The sequence below is a fragment of the Bradyrhizobium sp. genome (genome assembly GCF_035935975.1).
Classification (GTDB): Bacteria; Pseudomonadota; Alphaproteobacteria; order Rhizobiales; family Xanthobacteraceae; genus Bradyrhizobium.
The window spans coordinates 170,229-190,837 of record NZ_DASYWN010000034.1; the positions used below are offsets into that span (position 1 = coordinate 170,229).

At 64.6% G+C, this 20,609-nt stretch carries 21 protein-coding genes; 10 read left to right on the forward strand and 11 right to left on the reverse strand.

From position 1 onward, the window contains the following. Position 1: 1 nt before the first annotated feature. On the reverse strand, positions 2 to 1,207 hold the full coding sequence (locus VGR99_RS18745) for an efflux RND transporter periplasmic adaptor subunit (RefSeq protein ID WP_326900296.1): 1,206 nt from the start codon (positions 1,205 to 1,207) through the stop codon (positions 2 to 4). A gap of 278 nt (positions 1,208 to 1,485) precedes the next feature. Between VGR99_RS18745 and VGR99_RS18750 the strand changes: the two genes are divergently transcribed. Then, on the forward strand, positions 1,486 to 2,061 hold the full coding sequence (locus VGR99_RS18750; RefSeq protein ID WP_326900298.1) for a TetR/AcrR family transcriptional regulator: 576 nt from the start codon (positions 1,486 to 1,488) through the stop codon (positions 2,059 to 2,061). Between the two features lie 59 nt (positions 2,062 to 2,120). On the opposite strand, the gene VGR99_RS18755 is transcribed toward VGR99_RS18750, so the two are convergent. The 6 genes from VGR99_RS18755 to VGR99_RS18780 all read right to left on the reverse strand — a co-directional run bounded on the left by VGR99_RS18755 (position 2,121) and on the right by VGR99_RS18780 (position 7,773). Beyond that, positions 2,121 to 2,672 (reverse strand): hypothetical protein, encoded by a 552-nt coding sequence (locus tag VGR99_RS18755; protein ID WP_326900299.1) that lies wholly within the window; start codon positions 2,670 to 2,672, stop codon positions 2,121 to 2,123. A 30-nt stretch (positions 2,673 to 2,702) separates the two neighbouring features. Next, positions 2,703 to 3,422, reverse strand: coding sequence for a haloacid dehalogenase type II (locus VGR99_RS18760; RefSeq protein WP_326900300.1), 720 nt, complete (start codon positions 3,420 to 3,422; stop codon positions 2,703 to 2,705). A 153-nt stretch (positions 3,423 to 3,575) separates the two neighbouring features. Then, positions 3,576 to 4,577, reverse strand: coding sequence for a class II fructose-bisphosphatase (gene glpX, locus VGR99_RS18765; RefSeq protein ID WP_326900301.1), 1,002 nt, complete (start codon positions 4,575 to 4,577; stop codon positions 3,576 to 3,578). Between the two features lie 138 nt (positions 4,578 to 4,715). After that, positions 4,716 to 6,032: a homoserine dehydrogenase gene (locus tag VGR99_RS18770; RefSeq protein WP_326900302.1), complete on the reverse strand. Its 1,317-nt coding sequence runs from the start codon at positions 6,030 to 6,032 to the stop codon at positions 4,716 to 4,718. Between the two features lie 29 nt (positions 6,033 to 6,061). Further along, positions 6,062 to 7,282, reverse strand: a complete 1,221-nt coding sequence (locus VGR99_RS18775) for an LL-diaminopimelate aminotransferase (RefSeq protein ID WP_326900303.1) — start codon at positions 7,280 to 7,282, stop codon at positions 6,062 to 6,064. 215 nt (positions 7,283 to 7,497) lie between these two features. Further along, complete coding sequence (locus tag VGR99_RS18780) at positions 7,498 to 7,773, reverse strand: hypothetical protein (RefSeq protein ID WP_326900304.1); 276 nt, start codon at positions 7,771 to 7,773, stop codon at positions 7,498 to 7,500. A 256-nt stretch (positions 7,774 to 8,029) separates the two neighbouring features. Between VGR99_RS18780 and VGR99_RS18785 the strand changes: the two genes are divergently transcribed. The 4 genes from VGR99_RS18785 to VGR99_RS18800 all read left to right on the forward strand — a co-directional run bounded on the left by VGR99_RS18785 (position 8,030) and on the right by VGR99_RS18800 (position 12,223). Further along, positions 8,030 to 9,838: a class I poly(R)-hydroxyalkanoic acid synthase gene (locus tag VGR99_RS18785; RefSeq protein WP_326900305.1), complete on the forward strand. Its 1,809-nt coding sequence runs from the start codon at positions 8,030 to 8,032 to the stop codon at positions 9,836 to 9,838. A gap of 143 nt (positions 9,839 to 9,981) precedes the next feature. Continuing rightward, positions 9,982 to 10,380, forward strand: a complete 399-nt coding sequence (locus tag VGR99_RS18790; protein WP_326900306.1) for an MAPEG family protein — start codon at positions 9,982 to 9,984, stop codon at positions 10,378 to 10,380. Positions 10,381 to 10,403: 23 nt separating this feature from the next. Beyond that, on the forward strand, positions 10,404 to 11,270 hold the full coding sequence (locus tag VGR99_RS18795) for an ornithine carbamoyltransferase (RefSeq protein WP_326900307.1): 867 nt from the start codon (positions 10,404 to 10,406) through the stop codon (positions 11,268 to 11,270). A 185-nt stretch (positions 11,271 to 11,455) separates the two neighbouring features. Beyond that, positions 11,456 to 12,223, forward strand: coding sequence for an outer membrane protein (locus tag VGR99_RS18800; protein ID WP_326900309.1), 768 nt, complete (start codon positions 11,456 to 11,458; stop codon positions 12,221 to 12,223). A gap of 133 nt (positions 12,224 to 12,356) precedes the next feature. Here the strand turns inward: VGR99_RS18800 and argC are convergent, their stop codons facing one another. Together argC and VGR99_RS18810 are read right to left on the reverse strand one after the other, a co-directional pair. Beyond that, positions 12,357 to 13,340, reverse strand: a complete 984-nt coding sequence (gene argC, locus VGR99_RS18805) for an N-acetyl-gamma-glutamyl-phosphate reductase (RefSeq protein ID WP_326900310.1) — start codon at positions 13,338 to 13,340, stop codon at positions 12,357 to 12,359. Then, positions 13,337 to 14,005 (reverse strand): FMN-binding negative transcriptional regulator, encoded by a 669-nt coding sequence (locus tag VGR99_RS18810; RefSeq protein ID WP_326900311.1) that lies wholly within the window; start codon positions 14,003 to 14,005, stop codon positions 13,337 to 13,339. The genes argC and VGR99_RS18810 overlap by 4 nt, the downstream gene beginning before the upstream one ends. 390 nt (positions 14,006 to 14,395) lie before the next feature. On the opposite strand from VGR99_RS18810, the gene VGR99_RS18815 reads away from it, so the two are divergent. Then, positions 14,396 to 14,590 carry a hypothetical protein gene (locus tag VGR99_RS18815; protein ID WP_326900312.1) on the forward strand — a complete coding sequence of 65 codons (195 nt, stop codon included), beginning with the start codon at positions 14,396 to 14,398 and terminating at the stop codon, positions 14,588 to 14,590. Between the two features lie 131 nt (positions 14,591 to 14,721). Here VGR99_RS18815 and VGR99_RS18820 read toward each other — a convergent pair whose 3' ends face one another. Continuing rightward, positions 14,722 to 15,252: a DedA family protein gene (locus VGR99_RS18820; RefSeq protein ID WP_326900313.1), complete on the reverse strand. Its 531-nt coding sequence runs from the start codon at positions 15,250 to 15,252 to the stop codon at positions 14,722 to 14,724. A gap of 271 nt (positions 15,253 to 15,523) precedes the next feature. On the opposite strand from VGR99_RS18820, the gene parE reads away from it, so the two are divergent. Both parE and VGR99_RS18830 read left to right on the forward strand, forming a co-directional pair. Next, the gene (gene parE / locus VGR99_RS18825; protein ID WP_326900314.1) at positions 15,524 to 17,569 is read left to right on the forward strand and encodes a DNA topoisomerase IV subunit B; all 2,046 of its coding nucleotides are present in this window, start codon (positions 15,524 to 15,526) and stop codon (positions 17,567 to 17,569) included. A 421-nt stretch (positions 17,570 to 17,990) separates the two neighbouring features. After that, positions 17,991 to 18,782 (forward strand): porin family protein, encoded by a 792-nt coding sequence (locus tag VGR99_RS18830; protein ID WP_326900315.1) that lies wholly within the window; start codon positions 17,991 to 17,993, stop codon positions 18,780 to 18,782. 71 nt (positions 18,783 to 18,853) lie between these two features. On the opposite strand, the gene VGR99_RS18835 is transcribed toward VGR99_RS18830, so the two are convergent. Then, positions 18,854 to 19,492 carry a hypothetical protein gene (locus VGR99_RS18835; RefSeq protein ID WP_326900316.1) on the reverse strand — a complete coding sequence of 213 codons (639 nt, stop codon included), beginning with the start codon at positions 19,490 to 19,492 and terminating at the stop codon, positions 18,854 to 18,856. 136 nt (positions 19,493 to 19,628) lie between these two features. Here VGR99_RS18835 and VGR99_RS18840 point away from each other — a divergent pair, with 136 nt between their 5' ends. Together VGR99_RS18840 and VGR99_RS18845 are read left to right on the forward strand one after the other, a co-directional pair. After that, positions 19,629 to 19,814 (forward strand): hypothetical protein, encoded by a 186-nt coding sequence (locus tag VGR99_RS18840; protein ID WP_007609848.1) that lies wholly within the window; start codon positions 19,629 to 19,631, stop codon positions 19,812 to 19,814. Between the two features lie 21 nt (positions 19,815 to 19,835). Continuing rightward, positions 19,836 to 20,606 carry a glucose 1-dehydrogenase gene (locus VGR99_RS18845; protein ID WP_326900320.1) on the forward strand — a complete coding sequence of 257 codons (771 nt, stop codon included), beginning with the start codon at positions 19,836 to 19,838 and terminating at the stop codon, positions 20,604 to 20,606. Positions 20,607 to 20,609: the final 3 nt, after the last annotated feature.

The following is a 20,609-nucleotide window of genomic DNA, read 5'->3' on the forward strand; positions in this document are numbered from 1 at the left end:
CTTACTGCTCGCTGGTCGTCGGCGCGGGCCGCGCATCGGCCTGCCGCGTCGGGTTCATGGTCAGGCCGGTCGCTGGATCCACCGCGACTTCGACCGTCTTCACGGGAGCGCCGGGACGGGCCTTCTGCGTGCCATCGACGACCAGGCGGTCGCCCGCCCTGGCGCCGGAACGCACCAGCCAGTTGCTGTCGACCTCCTCGCCGAGATCGAGCGTCCGCTGCTCGATCTTGCCGTCCTTGTCGACGAACATGGCGACCGCCTGCCCCAGCGGATTGCGCGAGACCGCCCGCTGCGGCACCAGGATCGCATTGGCATCGACGCCGGCGACGACACGCGCGCGTACATACATGCCGGGCAGCAGCGCGCGCTCGGGATTGGCGAAGATCGCGCGCGAGGAGACCGAGCCGGTGCTCTCGTTGACGCTCGCATCGGTGAAGCCGTATTTGCCCCTGTGTCCATAGGTCTTGCCGCTCTCCATCAGGAGCTCGACCTGCACGCCCTCGACCGGGCGCTTGAGCTTTCCGCTCGCAATCTGGCTGCGCAGGCGCTCCATCTCGGAGGTCGACTGGTCGAGATCGACGTAAACAGGATCGAGCTGCTGCACCGTCGTCATCGCGGTGGCCTGGCTGGCGGTGACGAGCGCGCCCGGCGTAATGGTCGACTTGCCGATCCGCCCCGAGATCGATGCGGTGACCTTGGTGCGGTCCAGCGAGATCGCGGCGGTGTCGCGGTTGGCCTCTGCGGCCTTCAAATCGGCCTCGCCCTGCTTGTAGGCTGCGACCGCATCGTCGACGTCCTGCTGGCTCGCCGCATTGGTCTGCAGCAGCTGGGTCTTGCGCGCGGCCTTCAGCTTGACGCTGACCAGTGTCGCCTCGGCCCGTTGCACCGCCGCCTCGGCGCTGGCGAGCGCCGCCTTGTACTGCACCGGGTCGATCTCATAGAGCAGATCGCCCTCCTTCACCTCCGCGCCCTCGACGAAGTCGCGCTTGAGCAGGATGCCGGTGACCTGCGGCCGCACCTCGGAGACCTGGTAGGCCACGACGCGGCCCGGCAGGACCGTCGAAATCTTCGCCTCCTGCGGCTTCAACGTGATCACGCCAACCTCCGGCGCCATCTGCTGCGCGGCGGGCGCCGAGCCTTGCTCGCCGCAACCTGCGAGCAGCAGCAAGGCGAATAACGGCACGGCGCGGGCAAACGGGGGGCGCATGATGACGATCCATGATGGGGTTTGGAGCCTCTCGCGAGGCCATTTACATTGACACACTTGGAAACTATGTAGTTTCCATACGGAAACTTGGGAGTTTCCAACCCCGAAGTCAAGTGCTAGGCTGCCGGCATCATCGAGCTCAAGCAGTCGTGAACCGGCCTCAACTTAACGACAGGTTTCGCATGGCGAGGAACGCAGCGAGCCGCAAAGAGATCAGCGGCAATCCGCCCCGGAAACGGGAACAACGGGATACCAACCCTCCCGCCCCTGACGCGCGCATGTTGCAATTGCTGGCGGCGGCGAAGGAGACCTTCACCAGCAAGGGCTTTGCCGCGACGACGATGGACGACATCGCCGGTGCCGCGGGCATGTCGAAGAAGACGCTCTACAAATTATTCGAGAGCAAAACCGAGCTGTTCCGCGCCATGCTGCTGCGCAGCCTGCCCCAGACCGATTACGCAGACGCGCCCTCGGATGGATCGCCCGAGACCCGGCTTCGCAACATGCTCCATGAGGCGGCAGACACAGCGCTGTCGCCGGGCGAGATCGCGCTGCAGCGCCTGATCATCGGTGAACGTCAGGCCTCGCCGGAGCTGGGACGCATGTTCGCCGAGGTCATCATGGAGAGCGGCACCGAGCACATCATCGACCTGCTCAAGGCGGTTCGCTTGCAGCCTCATTTCGCCGATGTGCCGCTGCGGCTCGTCTCCGAAATGCTGTTCGGCATGGTGTTCGGCCACGACCATTTCAGGCTGCTGACTGACACCGGGTTTCGCCTCAACCGCCGTGTGCTGGACCAACGGATTGATCTTGCAATCGAGACGTTCTGTGCGCCAGAGGATGGCGGCCGTTAAGCCGCGAGCTTACCCGAGATAGCCGGACACGCCATCCCACAAGAGCATCGTCGCGCGGTTCAGTTGCGGCTGCCAAGGAAGCGCGCAGTGGGCCGCAATGCGTCGATATTCGGGACAGTCTCGCTTGCCTGGGCGCCCGTGCACCACGGATAGGGCAACGCCGACAGCCAGCGCATGATCGGTCCAGCGTCCGCGGCGGGAAGCACGGACATGGCCGCGATCTCGATCACCAGCTTCGTCACGCGGCCGTCGCTGGAGCCAAAATGCCAGTCGTAATGTCCGCACCCAACGCGAACCGCGCCGCCCTGCCTCGCCGACATTCCGACCAGCCAATCGCAGCGGACATGCGGCAGGTAATCCGAGCCGGGACGCGACAGGCAAAATGTGCGCACATTCTCGTACTGCTCGCCAAAGCCGGTGACCAGCACCTGGGTCACCTGCTCAAGTCCCCTCGCCGCGCTCGGAAATGAAATGGCGTCGGTCTTGACGATCATTTCGAGCTCACAGTCGTCGGCGAAAGCGCGCGTCATCAACTGCGGACGGTTGCCATCCTTCGCCAGAATATACGTGCTGATCGCATCGGCGGCGGTGATAGCGGCGGGTCGGCTCATTCGGTCACTCTCAAGACGCTCGGGCTGCGCCTAGCAGCCGAACCTGTCGGCGACGCCGCCAAAATCCTTGGCGACGATGTCCCAATTGCCGGTGGCCTCGAAATCGACCTTCTGAAGCGGTCCGTACTCGGTCGGCCTTGCCACGAACGCCGTCTTCAGCCCGTTCTTCTGCGCAGCCGCGAGATCGCCGTTGTGGGCGGCGACCATCATCACCTGCTCCGGCTTCAGGCCAAGCAGCTTTGCCGCGCCGAGATAGGTCTCGGGATCGGGCTTGTAGTGCTCGAACAACTCGGCCGACATGATGAGGTCCCAGGGGAGCCCTGCGAACTTCGCCATGTTGGTGAGCAGCGCGACGTTGCCGTTGGAGAGCGGCGAGATCACGAATTTGGTCTTGAGACGCGTCAGGCCGGCGACGCTGTCGGGCCAGGGGTTGAGGCGGTGCCAGCCCTTGGTGAGGTGGTCGAGATCGGCATCGGTGAGGCCCTTGATCTCGAACTTCTCGACCAGCTTTTCCAGCGAGCGACGGTGCAGGTCATCGAGCATCACGTAGCCGCGCTCGGGATGCTTGCGCACGTCGTCCATGGAGGCGACGTACATGCCGCGCCAGCCGTCGACCAAAGCAGTCCAGTCGGCGCTGATACCGCGCTGCCTGCTCCACCACATGAAGTCGGTGATCAGGCTGGTGCGCCAGTCCACGACCGTGCCGAACACGTCGAAGACGAGGGCTTTGACGGCGGAGAGATCGGACATGGGCGCTTCCTTGTTTTTATCGTTGTCATTCCGGGATGCGCCGTCAGGCGCAGGCCCGGAATCCATTTCACATCAGACTCTGCCGCTCGATGGATTCCGGGCTCTCCGGGCCGCGCCTTGCGCGGTCCCGTCGCCCCGGAATGACGAAGCGTGTCAGTCCAGATGGAACTTCGCGAGCTCGCGGTGCTCGGCCTTGATGTAGCGCACGGTGCCGGTCACCGAGCGCATCACCACCGTCTCGGTCTCGATCACGCCGTCCTTGCGGAACTTGACGCCCGACAGCAGCGAGCCCGTGGTGACGCCGGTGGCGGCGAACAGGCAGTCGCCGCGCGCCATGTCCTCGATGCCGTAGATCATCTTGGGATCGTTGACGCCCATCTTGGCGGCGCGTTCGCGCTTCTCGTCGGAATCGAGGATCAGGCGACACTGCATCTGGCCGCCGATGCAGCGCAGCGCCACGGCTGCGAGCACGCCTTCCGGCGCACCGCCGGTGCCGAGATACATGTCGACGCCGGTGTTGTCGGGGTCGGCGCAATGGATCACGCCGGCGACGTCGCCGTCGGTGATGAGGCGCACCGCAGCACCGGTCGAGCGCACGCTCGAGATGATGTCGGCATGGCGCGGACGGTCGAGCACGAGAACCGTGATGCCGTCGGGCTTGACGCCCTTGGCCTTGGCGAGACGGAGCACGTTGTCGGCCGGCGAAGCATCGAGATCGACCACGCCCTTGTCGTAACCGGGACCGATCGCGAGCTTCTGCATGTAGACGTCGGGCGCGTGCAGCAGCGTGCCGCCGTCGGCCATCGCCATGGTGGCGATCGAGCCCGGCATGTTCTTGGCGCACAGCGTGGTGCCTTCGAGCGGGTCGACCGCGATATCGACTTCGGGGCCCGCCTTCATGCCGACCTGCTCTCCGATGTAGAGCATCGGCGCTTCGTCGCGCTCGCCCTCGCCGATCACGATGGTGCCCTGGATCGGCAGCTTGTTGAGCTCGCGGCGCATCGCGTCCACCGCGGCCTGGTCGGCCGCCTTCTCGTTGCCGTGTCCGCGCAGTCGCGCCGACGACACCGCCGCCCGCTCCGTCACACGCACGATCTCCAGCGTGAGAATGCGCTCGAGCAAGGCTTGCGGCGGCACTGAAATATGGGTCGACATCGGCTAACTCCTTCGAAACCGTTCTGGGCGGGACTCTCCGCCCACATCAACTCGTAACACCCACAGTTCGTTCGAACTGTCTTATGGCTTGAGCATGACCTTTCCGGAAAACCGCTTCACACTTTTCCGGGTCATGCCCTAGTTCTTCTCGATCCTGATGACCTGCGGCCGTCCGCTGATCACCTTGTCCTTCTGCACGGCGGCGAGCGCGCGGCGCACCGCGTCCTCATGGGTAGCGTATGTGATCAGGATGACAGGCACAGGCACGGCCTTGCCATTTGCCGGTGCGGCGCCGCCATTGGGATGGCGCTGCACAATCGACTCGATCGAAATCTTCTGCTCTGCGAGCCGGGTCGCGATCGCAGCCGCAGTGCCCGGGAAATCGCGTGCCAACAGGCGGATGTAGTAGCCGCCCTCGTGGCGCTCCATCGGCGCCTTCTTGGTGTCGCGCAGATGCGCGATCGGCCGGCCGAACGGATTGGCGCGGATGCCGCGCGCGACGTCGGCGATATCGGCGACGACGGCGGAGGCGGTGGCCGCACCGCCAGCGCCGGGGCCGACCAGCGTGATCGGCGGAATGCCCTCGCCATCGATCGTGACCGCATTGGTGACACCCATCACCTGTGCGATCGAAGAGGATTTGGGAACCATGGTCGGGTGCACGCGCTGCTCGATGCCCTTGGCGGTGCGGACGGCAACGCCGAGCAGCTTGAGCCGGTAACCGAGATCGTCGGCGGCGCGCAAATCTTCCGGCGCGATGGAGGAGATACCTTCGACATACACTGCGCTTTGAGCAACTTTCGTGCCGAAAGCGAGGCTGGCGAGAATGGCGAGCTTTTGCGCGGTGTCATGGCCGTCGACGTCGAAGGACGGGTTGGCCTCGGCATAGCCGAGCCGCTGCGCATCCTTGAGGCATTCGGCGAAGGACAGGCCCTCCTGCTCCATCCGGGTCAGGATGTAATTGCAGGTGCCGTTGAGGATGCCATAGACGCGGTTAATGCCGGTTCCCGCGAGGCCCTCGCGCAACGTCTTGATGACGGGAATGGCGGCGCCGACCGCTGCCTCGAAATTCAGCGCGCCGCCGTGCTTTTCGGCGGCCTTGGCCAGCTTGATGCCGTGCTTGGCGAGCAAGGCCTTGTTCGCCGTGACGACAGACTTGCCGGCGTTGAGCGCGGCTTCCACCGCCGACAATGCGGGATCGCCCGCCCCGCCCATCAGCTCGACGAAACAGTCGACCTCGGGATGCGTGGCCAGCGCCAGGGGATCCTTGACCCATTCGACCCCGCGCAGATCGACGCTGCGCTTCTTGGCCTTCGAGCGTGCGGTGACGGCAACGACGCGAATGCCGCGGCCGCTGCGGCCTGAGAGCACGCGGCTTTGCGTTTCGATCAAACGGACGACTTCGGCACCCACGGTGCCGAGCCCCGCTATGCCCACTTTCAGGGGTGCAACCATGATGCTTTTAGAGAACCTGTCGAAGAGAATTAGCGCCGGTTGGCGAGCGGAACCACGTTGTGCAACGTTTCGATGCCGCTTTCAAGGAAGCGGCGCACGCCGCGCGCGGCCTGCCTGATCCGTTGCTCGTTTTCCACCATGGCGATGCGGACATATCCTTCACCATGCTCGCCGAAGCCGACGCCGGGCGAGACCGCAACGCCGGATTTCTCCACCATCAGGGTCGCGAACTGCATGCTGCCGACGCTGCGGAAAGCCTCCGGCAGCGGCACCCAGGCGAACATCGAAGCCTCCGGCGGCGGAATTTCCCAGCCGGCGCGGCCGAACGATTCCACCAGCGCGTCGCGGCGCTTGCGGTAGGTGTCGCGCATCTCCTTGATGCAATCGTCGGGGCCGTTCAGCGCCGCGGTCGCGGCGACCTGCACCGGCGTGAAGGCACCGTAATCGAGATAGGATTTGACGCGGGCGAGCGCCGCGATCACGCGGTCGTTGCCGACCGCAAAGCCCATGCGCCAGCCGGCCATCGAATAGGTCTTCGACATCGAGGTGAACTCGACGGTGACGTCGATCGCGCCCGGCACCTGCAGCACCGAGGGCGGCGGGTTGTTCTCGTCGAAATAGACCTCGGCATAAGCCAGATCCGACAGGATCAGGATCTCGTGCTTCTTCGCGAACGCAACGAGGTCCTTGTAGAAATCCAGGCTCGCGACATAGGCGGTCGGGTTCGAGGGATAGCAGACAACCAGCGCGAGCGGCTTCGGGATCGAATGCACGATCGCGCGCTCCACCGCCTCGAAGAATTGCGGCGTCGGCTCCGAGGGCACCGAGCGGATCACACCGCCTGCCATCAAAAAGCCGAAGGCGTGAATCGGGTAGCTCGGGTTCGGACAGAGGATGACGTCGCCCGGCGCGGTGATCGCCTGGGCCACGTTGGCAAAGCCCTCCTTCGAGCCGAGCGTCGCGACCACCTGGGTGTCGGGGTTGAGCTTCACGCCGAAGCGGCGGGCGTAATAGGCGGCCTGGGCGCGGCGCAGGCCGGGGATGCCGCGGGAGGCCGAGTAGCGGTCGGTGCGCGGCTTGCCGAGGGTCTCCTTCAGCTTCTCCAGCACATGCGGCGGCGCCGGCAGATCCGGATTGCCCATGCCGAGGTCGATGATATCGGCGCCGGCATTCCGCGCGGCCGCCTTGGCCCGGTTGACCTGCTCGAACACGTAAGGCGGAAGGCGGCGGATGCGGTAAAACTCTTCCATGGCTCTCTGGGCTCCGGGCAACCGGTCAGGACAGAATCGACTGGCCGCAAGGGCCACTCCGAAAGGGAACAGCCCAACCCGCCAAAATTACTCAAAATCAAATACTTAGAGCAATCTTCGACAGCAGAGACTGAAGTCGTTCGCCCTGACTCTCGGCTGAACTCAGGTCTTTTAGCACGGCATCGCGGAGGCGCCAGCGATTACCTTGCACTGCGCTACTTCGCGTCTTTGGCGGCAACGGCCTGGCGGTCGCGCGCGGCGGCAAGCTCGGCCTCGATCTTGGCCCGCTGATCCGGCGGAATGGTCGCCTGATCACGCTCCGGCGGCAGATCGTGCACCGGCAGATAGGAGCCCGGCTCCTTCGGATGCGCCTGGGCATCCGCCGGCGTGAGATCAGCGAGCTGACTCGAACAGCCACCGAGCGCAAGCGCCGCTATCAGCAGCGCGCCACAAATCGGCAGCGACTTTTGCAGGTCCCACAACGCCAACACTTGGGAAATCCCCTACTCGTCCCAAAGCACGGCCCCGGGCAAGCCTTACCCGACACCGCGCCCAAGCTCAAACCATTGCTGCCCCAATGGTGCGAGCGAGAAAAAGCGCCCCGGCGCCACCAAGCCGAGCCTTGCGGCCTGATTATGACGGAACCGGGAAGACTTATCGCAGTGCAGCACATCTTGGAGCGTGTTTAACGCCAAACTTGCGAGCTTCGCGGTGACGAATACGGAATGACTCGTTACTGTTCTGCTCATGAGTACCGCCACGACTGACGCGCCCCGATCTGAAACGAAGTTCGATGCGGAAGCCTTCGCGATGAATGTCGCGCGGGCGATGGAGAGCGGCGGCAAGGCGCTGGCCGCCTACCTCAAGCCGCGCGAAAGCGGCGAGGTGCAGGACCGCCCGCCGGCCGAGCTCACCGAAGTGGTCAGGACCTTCACCTCGGTCGCCGAATACTGGCTGTCGGACAATTCGCGCGCGTCGGACCTGCAGACCAAGCTCGCCAAGGATTATCTCGACCTCTGGGGCTCGACGGCGCGCCGCATGGCCGGTCAGGACGCCGAGCCCGCGATCGCGCCCTCGCCGCGCGACAAGCGCTTTGCCGATCCGGAATGGAAATCGAACCAGTTCTTCGATTTCATGATGCAGCTCTATCTGCTCACGACCAAATGGGCGCAGGAGCTGGTGCGCGATGCCGACGGCCTCGATCCGCGCACCCGCCGCAAGGCGGAGTTCTATGTCCAGCAGGTCACCAACGCGATCTCGCCGTCGAACTTCGTGCTGACCAATCCGGAAGTGCTGCGGGAGACGGTGGCGAGCAGCGGCGAGAACCTCGCGCGCGGCCTGAAGATGCTGGCCGAGGACATCGCGGCCGGCAAGGGCATGCTGAAGATCCGCCAGTCCAACCCGGACAATCTCGTCGTCGGCGTCAACATGGCGACGACGCCGGGCAAGGTGATCTACCAGAACGAGATGATGCAGCTGATCCAGTATTCGCCGACCACGGAGAAGGTGCTGCGCACCCCGCTCCTGATCGTGCCGCCCTGGATCAACAAGTTCTACATCCTCGATCTCAAGCCGGAAAAATCCTACATCAAGTGGTGCGTCGACCAGGGCATCACCGTGTTCGTGATCTCATGGGTCAATCCCGACAAGCGGCTCGGCAACAAGAGCTGGGAAGACTATATGAAGGAAGGCCCGCTCACCGCGATGGACGTGATCGAGAAGGTCACCGGCGAGATGAAGGTGCACACCGCCGGCTATTGCGTCGGCGGCACCATGCTCGCGACCACGCTGGCCTGGCTTGCCGAGAAGCGCCGCCAGCGCGTCTCGTCGGCGACGTTCTTCGCAGCCCAGGTCGATTTCACCCATGCCGGCGATCTCCTCGTGTTCGTCGACGAAGAGCAGATCGCAGCGCTCGAGCAGGACATGAGGGCGGCCGGGGTGCTCGAAGGCTCCAAGATGGCGATGGCCTTCAACATGCTGCGCTCCAACGATTTGATCTGGTCCTATGTCGTCAGCAACTATCTGAAGGGCCAGCAGCCGAGCGCGTTCGACCTCCTGCACTGGAATTCGGATGCGACGCGCATGACCGCGTCGAACCATTCCTACTACCTGCGCAATTGCTATCTGGAGAACCGGCTGTCGACGGGCACGATGGTGCTCGACAACACCCTGCTCGATCTCTCCAAGGTCATGGTGCCCGTCTACAACCTCGCCACGCGCGAGGACCACATCGCGCCGGCGGAATCGGTGCTGTACGGCTCGCAATTCTTCGGCGGGCCGGTGAAATATGTGCTGTCGGGCTCGGGCCATATCGCCGGCGTGGTCAATCCGCCGGCCTCGAACAAGTACCAGTACTGGACCAACGACAACATCAAGGACATCAGTGTCGCCGACTGGATGAAGGGCGCGGTCGAGCACAAGGGCTCGTGGTGGCCGGACTGGCGCGAATGGCTGGGCGCGCTCGATCCGGAGGAGGTGCCGGCGCGCGTGGTCGGCAGCGAGGCGCTGCCCGCGATCGAGGATGCGCCCGGCAGCTATGTCAGGGTTCGCGCATAGCGTATGAACCGGAAAAGTGCGAAGCGGTTTTCCGAGAAGATCATACGCAAACAAGAGCCAGTGCGCCCTTGCGCATGGCGCACTCTCGCGCGCTCCTGTATAGACTCGCTCTCAGCTCAGCGACGACAGAGGGGGACCGGACTATGACGCGCGAATTGTTCTGGCTGACGTGTACGGTGATCCTGACCGGGATCCTCTGGATTCCCTACACCATCAACCGCTGCCAGATCCGCGGCCTCACTGGCGCGATGGCCAATCCCTCTCGCGGCGACAAGCCACAGTCGGAGTGGGCGAACCGGCTGATGTTTGCGCATGACAACGCGGTCGAGAACCTCGTGCTGTTCGCGCCGCTGGTGCTGATCCTCAACGCGATCGACTATTCCACCAAATGGACGGTGCTCGCCTGCGCGATCTATTTCTGGTCCCGCGTCGCGCATCTGATCGTCTATGCGCTCGGCATCCCGGTGTTCCGCACGCTGGCCTTCACCGTCGGCTTCCTCGCCCAGGCCGTGCTGGCGCTGGCGATCTTCAAGGTGTTTTGAGCGCGCACCCTCGACGCTCGGCCATGCCCAGCGAACCCAGCCGGGATTTCGTCGAATTCCACGATCTCGGCGCGGACGTGATCCTCTCCATCCTCGCCCGTGCGCAGCTTCTGGCTGCGGCGTGGCAGGATCGCTCCATGCCGCAAGGCCTTGCCGGCAAGCGCGTGGCCGTCATCGCCGATGACGGCGGATGGCGGAATACGGCCGCGTTCGATCTTGGCGTGAAGGCGATGGGAGGCATCTGCGTGCAGCCTCCGGTCAGGTTCAATGTCCACGAGACGACCGCTGATCTCGCAGGATATCTCGACAATTGGTTCGACATCCTGGTCGTGCGCACCCGCGAATTGTCGACCCTGCGCGAGCTTGCAGCGCATGCCAAAGCGCCGGTCGTCAATGCCAGAACGCGATCAAATCACCCCTGCGAGACGCTCGGCGATCTCGCCTATGTCAGCGGCAAACGAGGAACGCTCGAGGGCCTGAAGGTCGTCGGCGTCGCACCCGATGCCAACATCCTCCGCTCCTGGGTTGAAGTCTCCATCGCCTTGCCGATCGAGGTGATGCAGATCTATCCGGCCGAGTGGCATGTCCGGGACATCGCAAGTCCGAGATTCACCGCAAGCACCGATCTCGATTTGTTGCGCGACGCGGACGTGATCATCACGGATTGCTGGCCGAATGGGACGCATGACGACCAGCTTGCAGACTACCGGATATCCGCATCGCTGCTCGACAAATGCCGCCGCGATGCGATCTTCCTGCCCTGCCCGCCGGTGACCAGGGGCCAGGAGGTCACCGCCGATGCGATGAGCCACACCACGTGCCAGAGCACGATGGCGAAGGCTTTCCTCCTGCACGCACAGAACGCCCTGCTGGAATGGATCGCCGCGTAGCCCGCGCCGGCAAATTCCCGGAGGTCGGAAGGAGCGTCTGCCCATTCTGGCGGCAGCCATCAACCACAGGTGTTGCCGCAAGATGACAGCGCGACAGAATCGACCAAGTTTCGCACTCGCACATACAACTTGTCGTATATCCACACGTATATTCACGCATCGCATTTGATTGATTCGGGGCTGACATGAATTCCAAGATTGCATTTGCGCTCGGCGCGCTCTCGCTCGTGGCCGTTACGACCCAGGCTGGTGCCGCCGATCTCGCCGCCCGTCCCTACACCAAGGCGCCGCCGATGATCGCGGCGATCTACGATTGGAGCGGCTTCTACATCGGCGCCAACGGCGGCTACGGCTCGTCGCGCAATTGCTGGGACGGGACCGTCGGCTTCCCGGCCGGCGTCGCCGAAGGCTGCCATGATGCGACCGGCGCCGTCGCCGGCGGCCAGGTCGGCTATCGCTGGCAGAGCAATGCCTTCGTGTTCGGCCTTGAAGCGCAGGGCGACTGGGCCGACCTCTCGGGCCGGAATGCCAGCACCGTGTTCGGCGTCGCGAACCGCACCCGCATCGACGCCTTCGGCCTGTTCACCGGCCAGGTCGGCTACGCCTGGAACAACGCACTGCTCTACGTGAAGGGCGGCGGCGCTGTGACCCGCAACCGTTATAGCGGCCTCGGTACGGGCGGTCTGGGCGGAGCGGAGTTCGATCGCGCCGACGACACCCGTTGGGGCGGCACCATCGGCGTCGGCTTCGAATACGGCTTCGCGCCGAACTGGTCGGTCGGCCTCGAATACGACCATCTGTTCATGAGCCATCGCGACATCACGCTGACGTCCAACGGCGCGCTGACGCCCGCCGGCACGTTCTCGCGCACCGACCGTATCGGCCAGGACGTCGACCTGATCACCGCCCGCATCAACTACCGCTTCGGCGGTCCGCTCGTCGCGAAGTACTGAAGTCTGCTTGTCCCGGACGCACGATGCGCGAGCCGGGACGCAGAAAGCTACTGACGAACCAAGAAATATGGGCCCCGGCTCTGCAGCGCATCACTAAAGAAGTGCTGCGCTGCGTCCGGGGCACGAGATTGTCTTACTGGTCGGCAAGTCCCAGCATCAGCCGCATGTTCTGCACGGCTGCACCCGAGGCGCCCTTGCCGAGATTATCGAGCCGCGCCACCAGCACGGCTTGGTGATACTTGTCGCTGGCGAAGACGTAGAGCTCGAGCATGTTGGTCTCGTTGAGCGCTTCCGGCTCGAGCCGGCCGCCCTTCGACGCCTCGTTCTGAAGCGGCATCACCGAGACATACTTTGAGCCGGCATAGCGCTTGGCGAGCGCGGCCTGCAGATCGGCACCGCTGGGCTTGCCCGGCAGCGTGTCGAGCTGGAGCGGCACCGACACCAGCATGCCCTGCCGGTAGTTGCCGACCGAGGGGATGAAGATCGGCCGCCGCGTCAGGTTCGAATAGAGCTGCAGCTCCGGCAGATGCTTGTGCTCGAAGCCGAGGCCGTAGAGCTCGAAGGACGGCGCGCTGCCGTCCTCGAAGCTTGCGATCATCGACTTGCCGCCGCCGGAATAGCCGCTCACCGCGTTGACCGTGATGGGATAGTCAGGGGGCAGCAGACCCGCATCGACGATCGGCCGCAGCAGCGCGATGCCGCCGGTCGGGTAGCAGCCGGGATTGGAGACCTTCTTCGCGCCCTTGATCTTGGCGGCCTGGTCCGGCGTCATTTCCGGAAAGCCGTAGGCCCAGTCGGGCGCGACCCGGTACGCGGTCGAGGCGTCCAGCACCTTCGGTCCCGCAGCGCCCATGCTGTCGACCAGGGCAACCGTTTCCTTGGCGGCGTCGTCGGGCAGACAAAGGATGACGAGATCGACCTCCTCCATCAGCGCCTTCTTGGCCGCGGGATCCTTGCGCTTGTCGTCGGCGATCGTCTTCACGACCACGTCGTTCTGGAGCTTCAGCCGCTCGTTGATGCCGAGCCCGGTGGTGCCGGAGCCGCCATCGACGAAGATGGTGGCGGGCTTCCTGGCTGCGCCGGTGGACGGGGCTTTGGTGGTTTCCGTGAGGCTCATGGCAGGCTCCTTTCGAGCTTGTTGGTTTCGGCCGCGAAGGCGTCGGGCCTCACGTCCTGCATCAGTTGCGCGATTTCCCTGGCGTCGGCGGCGGGCTGGACGCCGAGCGCATTGGCGATCGCCGTATAGTCGGCGTCGGACTTGTGCTGGTTGAGCTTGAAGCTGCCTTCGACCTCTTCAACCGTCATGACCAGACCCACGATCCCCCTCTTCAGCGCCTCGAGCCGGCCCGCCGTCATCTTGCCCGACGTCCACGGCTTCTTCGGCAGCAGCCAGCTCTCGAACTTGTCGCTGAGCGTATCGATTTGCACCGCCAGCTCACCGTCCGACAACAACTTCACCGGTCCGGTCAGATGAACCGACTGGTAGAGCCAGGTCGGCACCTGATCCGGCGAGACGTACCAGTCCGGCGATACATAGGCATCGGGTCCGTTGACCGCGAGCAGCCAGGACGTCGTCCCGCCCGCAAGCTTTACCAGCGGATTGTGACGGGCGACATGAAAGGCGGCCCGCGGCGTGCCGTCATCGGCATAGGTCAAATAGAACGGCAGCGGCGAGGCAACCGGCTTGTGGCCGTCGAAGGCGCACATCGTGCCGAAGCCGCGCTCCTCGGCGAATTTCAGGCTTGCGGCGCGATCCGGCTTGAAAAAGGGTGGCGTGTACATCGTGGTCTCCTGCTGGGCCTCCTTGGGGGGCCGCCGGATCAGATCGCGCTGACAGGAGAGAGAATGCCGCGGATCGGATCCAGCGGCAAAGACGATGATCTCAAACGCGATCGACCGCCCAAACCGCTAAAATGCGGCGGCGGCGACGGGCGAACAGGATGGTCGCAGCGTTGATCATGGCGCGCGGCTATAAGGCCGGCGGGTTCCGGGGTCAAGCCCAAATCGCTGGCGCACGCAGGCAGGATGCCGCACGGGTGACGGCAGTCTGCCGCACGGATGTCAACCAGCCACAGCGGAATTTAGCGTAAGCGTGGGGGTTCCCAAGAAAGACCGGCGCGCGCTCTGCCGGCCGGTCCCGCGCCTTTCGCAACCCAGCCTGAGGACATCGCCATGACCGAGATCACCCGTCGCACAACGCTGGCCGGTGCCGCCGCCTCGGCGCTCCTGCCCTTCGTGAAGACCTCGTCCGCGAGCGCCGCCCAGAATGCAAGCTTCTACCGCTACAATGTCGGCACCCATCAGGTCACGGTGGTTTGCGATGGCGTCACCACCGTCAACACTTCCATTCCGTCGCCGGCACCATGATTCATGCCGCCTTCCCTGGTCTCGTCCGCGTCGAGAAGGAAAAGGACGGCTCGGGCTATCGCTGGATCCCGTCGATCTGGAACGCCTCGCTCTGAGGTAAAGCGCACTGACCGGGTGGCCTCGCTGCCCGGTCAGATCACGCGCCAGAGCAATTCCATCAGCTTGGCGATGACGTCGCCGAACAGCAGCAGGGCCGCTGACCAGACCAGCGCCGAGACGAAATTGGCGGCCTGAAAGCTCCAGTACGGCATCTCGAAGATGCCGGCCGCGAGCGGCACCGAGGCGCGCAGGGGGCCGAAGAAGCGGCCGATGAAGATGCTGGGCACGCCCCAGCTCCGCACGAAGGCCTCGCCTTTGGGCAACAGTTCCGGATAGCGCGAGAGCGGCCACATCTGGGCGACCTGCTCCTTGTAACGATAGCCGAACCAGTAGGAGACCCAGTCGCCGAGCGCTGCTCCAATGCCTCCGGCGATCCAGACCGGATAGAAGCTGATCCCGCTCACCCCGATCAGCGCACCGATGGCGACGAGCGCACCCCAGGCCGGGACCAGCAGCGAGATGAAGGCCAGCGACTCTCCGAAGGCGAGCAGGAACACGATCGGGGCCGCCCAAGCCTGGTGAGCGCGCACGAATTCGGCCAGTGCGTGCGCGTACTGCTCCATTCCAGATTGCCTTCCCCGCCCCGTCACGGTCCTGTCAGATGAAAAGACTGGTAAGCCAAGGACTTGTGTGACATCAAGTCACAAAACCCGGCCCGAACCGGGCCAAGGCGTCAAATTGCCGGGAATGGGTGGGCCTCCGGCGTAAAATCGCCGGGATTGGGCACCACGCACAGCCGTCCGGCCAGGACGCGGTGACCTTTCAAGGCTAGCCGTGGCATAGTCCGCCGAACCGATTCGCCGCTTGCGCGGCCCTCAAAGCACATCAAGACATATGTCCAAGCAGTTGAAGCCAAAAGCAAAAGACGACTTTTTCGGCAACGAAGAGTCGAAATCCCGCGCACCCGCCAAGGCGGCGCCGCGCGGAAGCGGCGGCGAAGCCGACTACACCGCGGCCGACATCGAGGTGCTCGAAGGCCTGGAGCCCGTGCGGCGCCGGCCCGGCATGTATATCGGCGGCACCGACGAGAAGGCGCTGCATCACCTATTTGCCGAAGTCATCGACAACTCGATGGACGAGGCGCTGGCTGGGCACGCGACCTTCATCGGCGTGGAGCTCAGCGCGGACGGCTTCCTCACCGTTACCGACAACGGCCGCGGCATCCCGATCGATCCGCATCCGAAGTTTCCGAAGAAGTCGGCGCTCGAAGTCATCATGTGCACGCTGCACTCGGGCGGCAAGTTCGACAGCAAGGTCTACGAGACCTCGGGCGGTCTGCACGGCGTTGGCATCTCGGTGGTGAACGCCCTCTCCTCGCGTCTCGAGGTCGAGGTCGCGCGCAGCCAGAAGCTCTACCGCATGTCGTTCGAGCGCGGCCACCCGAAGGGCAAGCTCGAGGATCTCGGCAAGGTCAACAACCGCCGCGGCACGCGCGTACGCTTCAAGCCCGACACCGACATCTTCGGCGCCAAGGCCGCGTTCAAGCCGCAGCGCCTGTTCAAGATGACGCGCTCAAAGGCCTATCTGTTCGGCGGCGTCGAGATCCGCTGGAATTGCGCGCCCGAGTTGCTCAAGGGCGTCGAGGACGTACCGGCGGAAGCGACCTTCCACTTCCCCGGCGGCCTCAAGGATTATCTGGCGGCGGCGATCCACGCCGACACGCTGGTGCATCCCGACATCTTCTCCGGCAAGTCGGGCCGCAACGGCGCGCACGGCGCCTGCGAATGGGCCGTGGCCTGGACCGCGGATGCCGACGGCTTCCTGTCGTCCTACACCAACACGGTGCCGACGCCCGACGGCGGTACGCACGAATCAGGCCTGCGCAGCGCGTTGCTGCGTGGCCTGAAGGATCACGCCGAACGCGTCGGCCAGGGCAAGCGCGCCTCCTCCATCACCTCGGAAGACGTGATGGTGGGCGCGGCCGTGATGCTGTCCGTGTTCGTGCGCGAGCCTGAATTCCAGGGCCAGACCAAGGATCGCCTCGCCACCGCAGAGGCGCAGCGCATCGTCGAGCAGGCGATGAAGGATCCGTTCGACCACTGGCTGTCGGGCAATCCGAACATGGCCAACCGGCTGCTCGACTTCGTGATCGACCGCGCCGAGGAGCGGCTGCGCCGCCGTCAGGAAAAGGAAACCGCGCGCAAGACGGCCGGCAAGAAGCTGCGCCTGCCCGGCAAGCTCGCCGATTGCACCGACGCCGGCACCGAAGGCTCCGAGCTCTTCATCGTCGAGGGCGACTCGGCAGGCGGCAGCGCCAAGCAGGCACGTGATCGCAAGACGCAGGCGGTGCTGCCGCTGCGCGGCAAGATCCTCAACGTCGCCTCCGCCGGCAAGGACAAGCTGACGGCGAACGCCCAGCTCTCGGATCTCGTGCAGGCGATCGGCTGCGGCCAGCTTTTGCAGTATCGCGAAGAGGATCTGCGCTATCAGCGCATCATCATCATGACCGACGCCGACGTCGACGGCGCGCACATCGCCTCGCTGCTGATCACCTTCTTCTACCGGCAGATGCCGAAGCTGATCGACGAAGGACATCTCTTCCTCGCGGTGCCGCCGCTCTACAAGCTCACTCACGGCACCAAGTCGGTCTATGCGCGCGACGACAAGCACAAGGAAGAGCTGATCAAGAGCGCCTTCAACGCCAACGCCAAGGTCGAGGTGAACCGCTTCAAAGGCCTCGGCGAGATGATGCCGGCGCAGCTCAAGGAAACCACCATGGACCCGAGCAAGCGGACGTTGCTCAAGGTGGTCCTGCTGCCCGACGACCGCGACACCACGGCGGATTCGGTCGAGCGGCTGATGGGCACCAAGGCCGAGGCGCGCTTCGCCTTCATCTCTGACAAGGCCGAGTTTGCCAGCGAGGAACTGCTGGACGTCTAAAGCGGCGGTTCCCGCTGAAAGCCCCGGCCCGGAGCCGGGGCTTTTTCATTTGCGATGACGATGTAGGCCGTTACCGACGATTGAGCCGCGGAAATCCGCATCCACGATGGCACGACTCGGCCAGCGACTCATGGGGCCAGCCGGCAAGCCAAGGCCGAGGCAGGATTGCCTCCATTTAGGACAAGGGCGATTTCCTAACGAAAACTTACCCAAAAAGCCATCTTGGAATTTTGTTCAACCATTTGATATTGCTATGATTTTAGAGAAATCGACGACGACGACCGAAACCACGACCGGAGGGCGTTTTCCGGCGACTGTGCCTGCCCTGCAACAGCATTTCGGCGGGAACCGTCTATAGTCCGGGCATCAGATGACACGGACTTCAGAGCGCTCGCGCCTGCTACGGACTGGGGATTTTATCATGAAGAAGATTGTACTCGCACTGACCGCGGTCGCGGCGATGACCGGTTCGGCCTCGGCGGCTGACCTGGCGTCCCGTCCGTACGTGAAGGCCCCGGTTGTTGCGCCCGTCGCCAATTGGACCGGCTTCTACATCTTCGGCGGTGGCGGCGGCGGCCTCTCCAACTCCGACCAGTCCGTCCAGTCGACCGTCGGCGCGGTTCCGCTGACGATCGCCCAGCGCCAGGGCGGTTCGGGCTGGTTCGGCACCGTCGGTCTCGGCTACGACTGGCAGTTCAACAGCACCTGGGTCGCCGGCGTGTTCGCTGACGGTCAGTTCGGCAGCATCCGCGCCACCGTGCAGGATCCGGTGGCTCTCGGCGGCGCCATCACCGGCAATCAAAAGCTGGAAGACTCTTGGGCTGCGGGCGTGCGTCTCGGCTGGCTGGTCGCTCCGAACGTTCTCTCCTACGTCAACGGCGGTTACTCCGGCGCTCACTTCGGCCAGACCAACTTCCTGACCCTGGCTGGCGTGCCGGCCGGTGCTCACCTCGGCAGCTACAACCGCAACGGCTGGTTCGTCGGCGGCGGTGTCGAGAACAACCTGAACATCTTCGGCATCTCCTCGCCCGGCTGGTTCATGAAGACCGAGTATCGTTCGGCCTTCTACAACGCCAAGACCCAGGACATCCTGAGCGACGTCGGCAATGTCCCGGTCGGTCAGAGCATCCGCGCCAACAGCTGGAACCAGACGATCTCGACCTCGCTGGTCTACCGCTTCAACTGGACCGGTCCGGTCGTCGCGAAGTACTGATCTGATCTGAACTCGACTTTCAGACGTCAAAGCCCCGGCAGCGCCGGGGCTTTTTCGTTGTGATGCACTTGCTAGCGCGCGACGCTCGCGCTTAGCGACCGGTAGGCGCCAGCGAGCCGGGTTTCGATGACGCCCCAGTCAGCATCAGTGATCCCCTCACCGCGCGCATCGCGATAAGCCATTGCCTCGGCCCGCGCGAGGCCGAACTGCGTGATACCGGCGTCGTCTGCGCTCTTGCCATAGGTCAGCGCCGTCGCGCGTGCGATCGAGAGGCCATAGTCGCGCGGGGCCGATGCCTCCCGCCGCGCCTGCCACCAGTCGAGCTCGAGACGAGCCGCCTCCTCCACGTCGAACGCCACGGGCGCGGCAGGCGCAAACGCCCGGTAGTACGTCACGAGGGCCGGCAGGGCCGCATCAGCCTCATGGCGCGAGCGCGTCGGCTGGAACGTCCTGGCGGCCTCCGCCGCGCTGAGCGCGATATGCAGGCTCTGCAGCGGCGAGAAGCCGAACTGCGTCCGCGTCGATTCATAGAGATGGTAGAACTGCGCCGCATAGCGCTTGTCGTAATAGTCGCGCCACATCGCGGTCTCCAGCCGCGCCATCCCGGCCGAATCGAACGCCCGCAGATCAGCATGACGGGGAATGACGGCATAGGCCGCGACCAGTGCGACCGCGGCCGCGCTCCCCAAGATGGTCTTGCGCAAGGACATGCGTCCTCCCGGCGGCCCTGCATCCGGAGCCATTGTATCCGAACCGAAGCTACGGCTAGTCTGGCCGGAAGTTTTCGTGGCCGCGGCAATCTTTGATGCCGGGGCGCGACAGAAGCAGACCGATGGGGAGGAACGCATGCGCAGATTTCTGCTGATCGCAGGCCTGTTTGCCCTCGCCGTCGGACTGCTCTGGATCGGACAGGGTACGGGTACCGTCGCCTGGCCGCGATCGAGCTTCATGGTCAACCAGCTGCAATGGGCCGGCTATGGCGCAGCCATGGCCGGCTTCGGGCTGGTGCTGATCTGGCAGAGCAACCAATAGAAGAAACCAGGAAGTGCAAGCATGACATCCAACCGGTTCGATCTCCGCGGCAAGGTCGCGATCGTCACAGGAGGCAATGGCGGCATCGGTCTCGGGCTGGCGCACGGCCTCGCCGACGCCGGCGCCGATATCGCCGTGGTCGGACGCAACGAAGCCAAGTCGGCCGCGGCCGTCGCCGATCTCAAGGGGCGCGGCGTCAAGGCGATTTCCGTCACCACCGACGTCACCGACAAAGCCGCGGTCGCGGCCATGACCGACCGCGTCGTGAAGGAGCTCGGCCGGATCGACATCCTCATCAACAATGCCGGCATGAGCATCCGCAAGCCGCCGCACGAGCTCGAGCTCGACGAGTGGAACAAGGTGATCGACACCAACCTCACCAGCGCCTTCGTCTGCTCGAAGCTGGCCTATCCGGCGCTGAAGGCGTCCGGCAACGGCAAGGTGATCAACATCGGCTCGATGATGTCGATCTTCGGTGCGAGCTTCGCCACGGCCTATGCGGCGAGCAAGGGCGGCATCGTGCAGTACACGCGCGCCTGCGCCAACGCCTGGGCGCCCGACAACATCCAGGTCAACGCCATCCTGCCGGGCTGGATCGACACCGACCTCACCCGCGGCGCGCGGCAACAGGTGTCGGGCCTGCACGAGCGCGTGCTGGCGCGCACGCCGGCGGGACGCTGGGGCGACATCGACGATTTCGCCGGCATCGCGGTGTTTCTCGCCTCGCCCGCCTCGAACTTCGTCACGGGCACCGCGATCCCCGTCGATGGCGGGTTCTCGGTGATGGCGTAAGCC

Bases quoted from the DNA above. Each gene is read 5' to 3' on its own strand.
- VGR99_RS18745 (WP_326900296.1), bottom strand. From the start codon at position 1,207: ATGCGCCCCCCGTTTGCCCGCGCCGTGCCGTTATTCGCCTTGCTGCTG.
- VGR99_RS18750 (WP_326900298.1), top strand. From the start codon at position 1,486: ATGTTGCAATTGCTGGCGGCGGCGAAGGAGACCTTCACCAGCAAGGGC.
- VGR99_RS18755 (WP_326900299.1), bottom strand. From the start codon at position 2,672: ATGAGCCGACCCGCCGCTATCACCGCCGCCGATGCGATCAGCACGTAT.
- VGR99_RS18760 (WP_326900300.1), bottom strand. From the start codon at position 3,422: ATGTCCGATCTCTCCGCCGTCAAAGCCCTCGTCTTCGACGTGTTCGGC.
- glpX (WP_326900301.1), bottom strand. From the start codon at position 4,577: ATGTCGACCCATATTTCAGTGCCGCCGCAAGCCTTGCTCGAGCGCATT.
- VGR99_RS18770 (WP_326900302.1), bottom strand. From the start codon at position 6,032: ATGGTTGCACCCCTGAAAGTGGGCATAGCGGGGCTCGGCACCGTGGGT.
- VGR99_RS18775 (WP_326900303.1), bottom strand. From the start codon at position 7,282: ATGGAAGAGTTTTACCGCATCCGCCGCCTTCCGCCTTACGTGTTCGAG.
- VGR99_RS18785 (WP_326900305.1), top strand. From the start codon at position 8,030: ATGAGTACCGCCACGACTGACGCGCCCCGATCTGAAACGAAGTTCGAT.
- VGR99_RS18790 (WP_326900306.1), top strand. From the start codon at position 9,982: ATGACGCGCGAATTGTTCTGGCTGACGTGTACGGTGATCCTGACCGGG.
- VGR99_RS18795 (WP_326900307.1), top strand. From the start codon at position 10,404: ATGCCCAGCGAACCCAGCCGGGATTTCGTCGAATTCCACGATCTCGGC.
- VGR99_RS18800 (WP_326900309.1), top strand. From the start codon at position 11,456: ATGAATTCCAAGATTGCATTTGCGCTCGGCGCGCTCTCGCTCGTGGCC.
- argC (WP_326900310.1), bottom strand. From the start codon at position 13,340: ATGAGCCTCACGGAAACCACCAAAGCCCCGTCCACCGGCGCAGCCAGG.
- VGR99_RS18810 (WP_326900311.1), bottom strand. From the start codon at position 14,005: ATGTACACGCCACCCTTTTTCAAGCCGGATCGCGCCGCAAGCCTGAAA.
- VGR99_RS18815 (WP_326900312.1), top strand. From the start codon at position 14,396: ATGACCGAGATCACCCGTCGCACAACGCTGGCCGGTGCCGCCGCCTCG.
- VGR99_RS18820 (WP_326900313.1), bottom strand. From the start codon at position 15,252: ATGGAGCAGTACGCGCACGCACTGGCCGAATTCGTGCGCGCTCACCAG.
- parE (WP_326900314.1), top strand. From the start codon at position 15,524: ATGTCCAAGCAGTTGAAGCCAAAAGCAAAAGACGACTTTTTCGGCAAC.
- VGR99_RS18830 (WP_326900315.1), top strand. From the start codon at position 17,991: ATGAAGAAGATTGTACTCGCACTGACCGCGGTCGCGGCGATGACCGGT.
- VGR99_RS18835 (WP_326900316.1), bottom strand. From the start codon at position 19,492: ATGTCCTTGCGCAAGACCATCTTGGGGAGCGCGGCCGCGGTCGCACTG.
- VGR99_RS18840 (WP_007609848.1), top strand. From the start codon at position 19,629: ATGCGCAGATTTCTGCTGATCGCAGGCCTGTTTGCCCTCGCCGTCGGA.
- VGR99_RS18845 (WP_326900320.1), top strand. From the start codon at position 19,836: ATGACATCCAACCGGTTCGATCTCCGCGGCAAGGTCGCGATCGTCACA.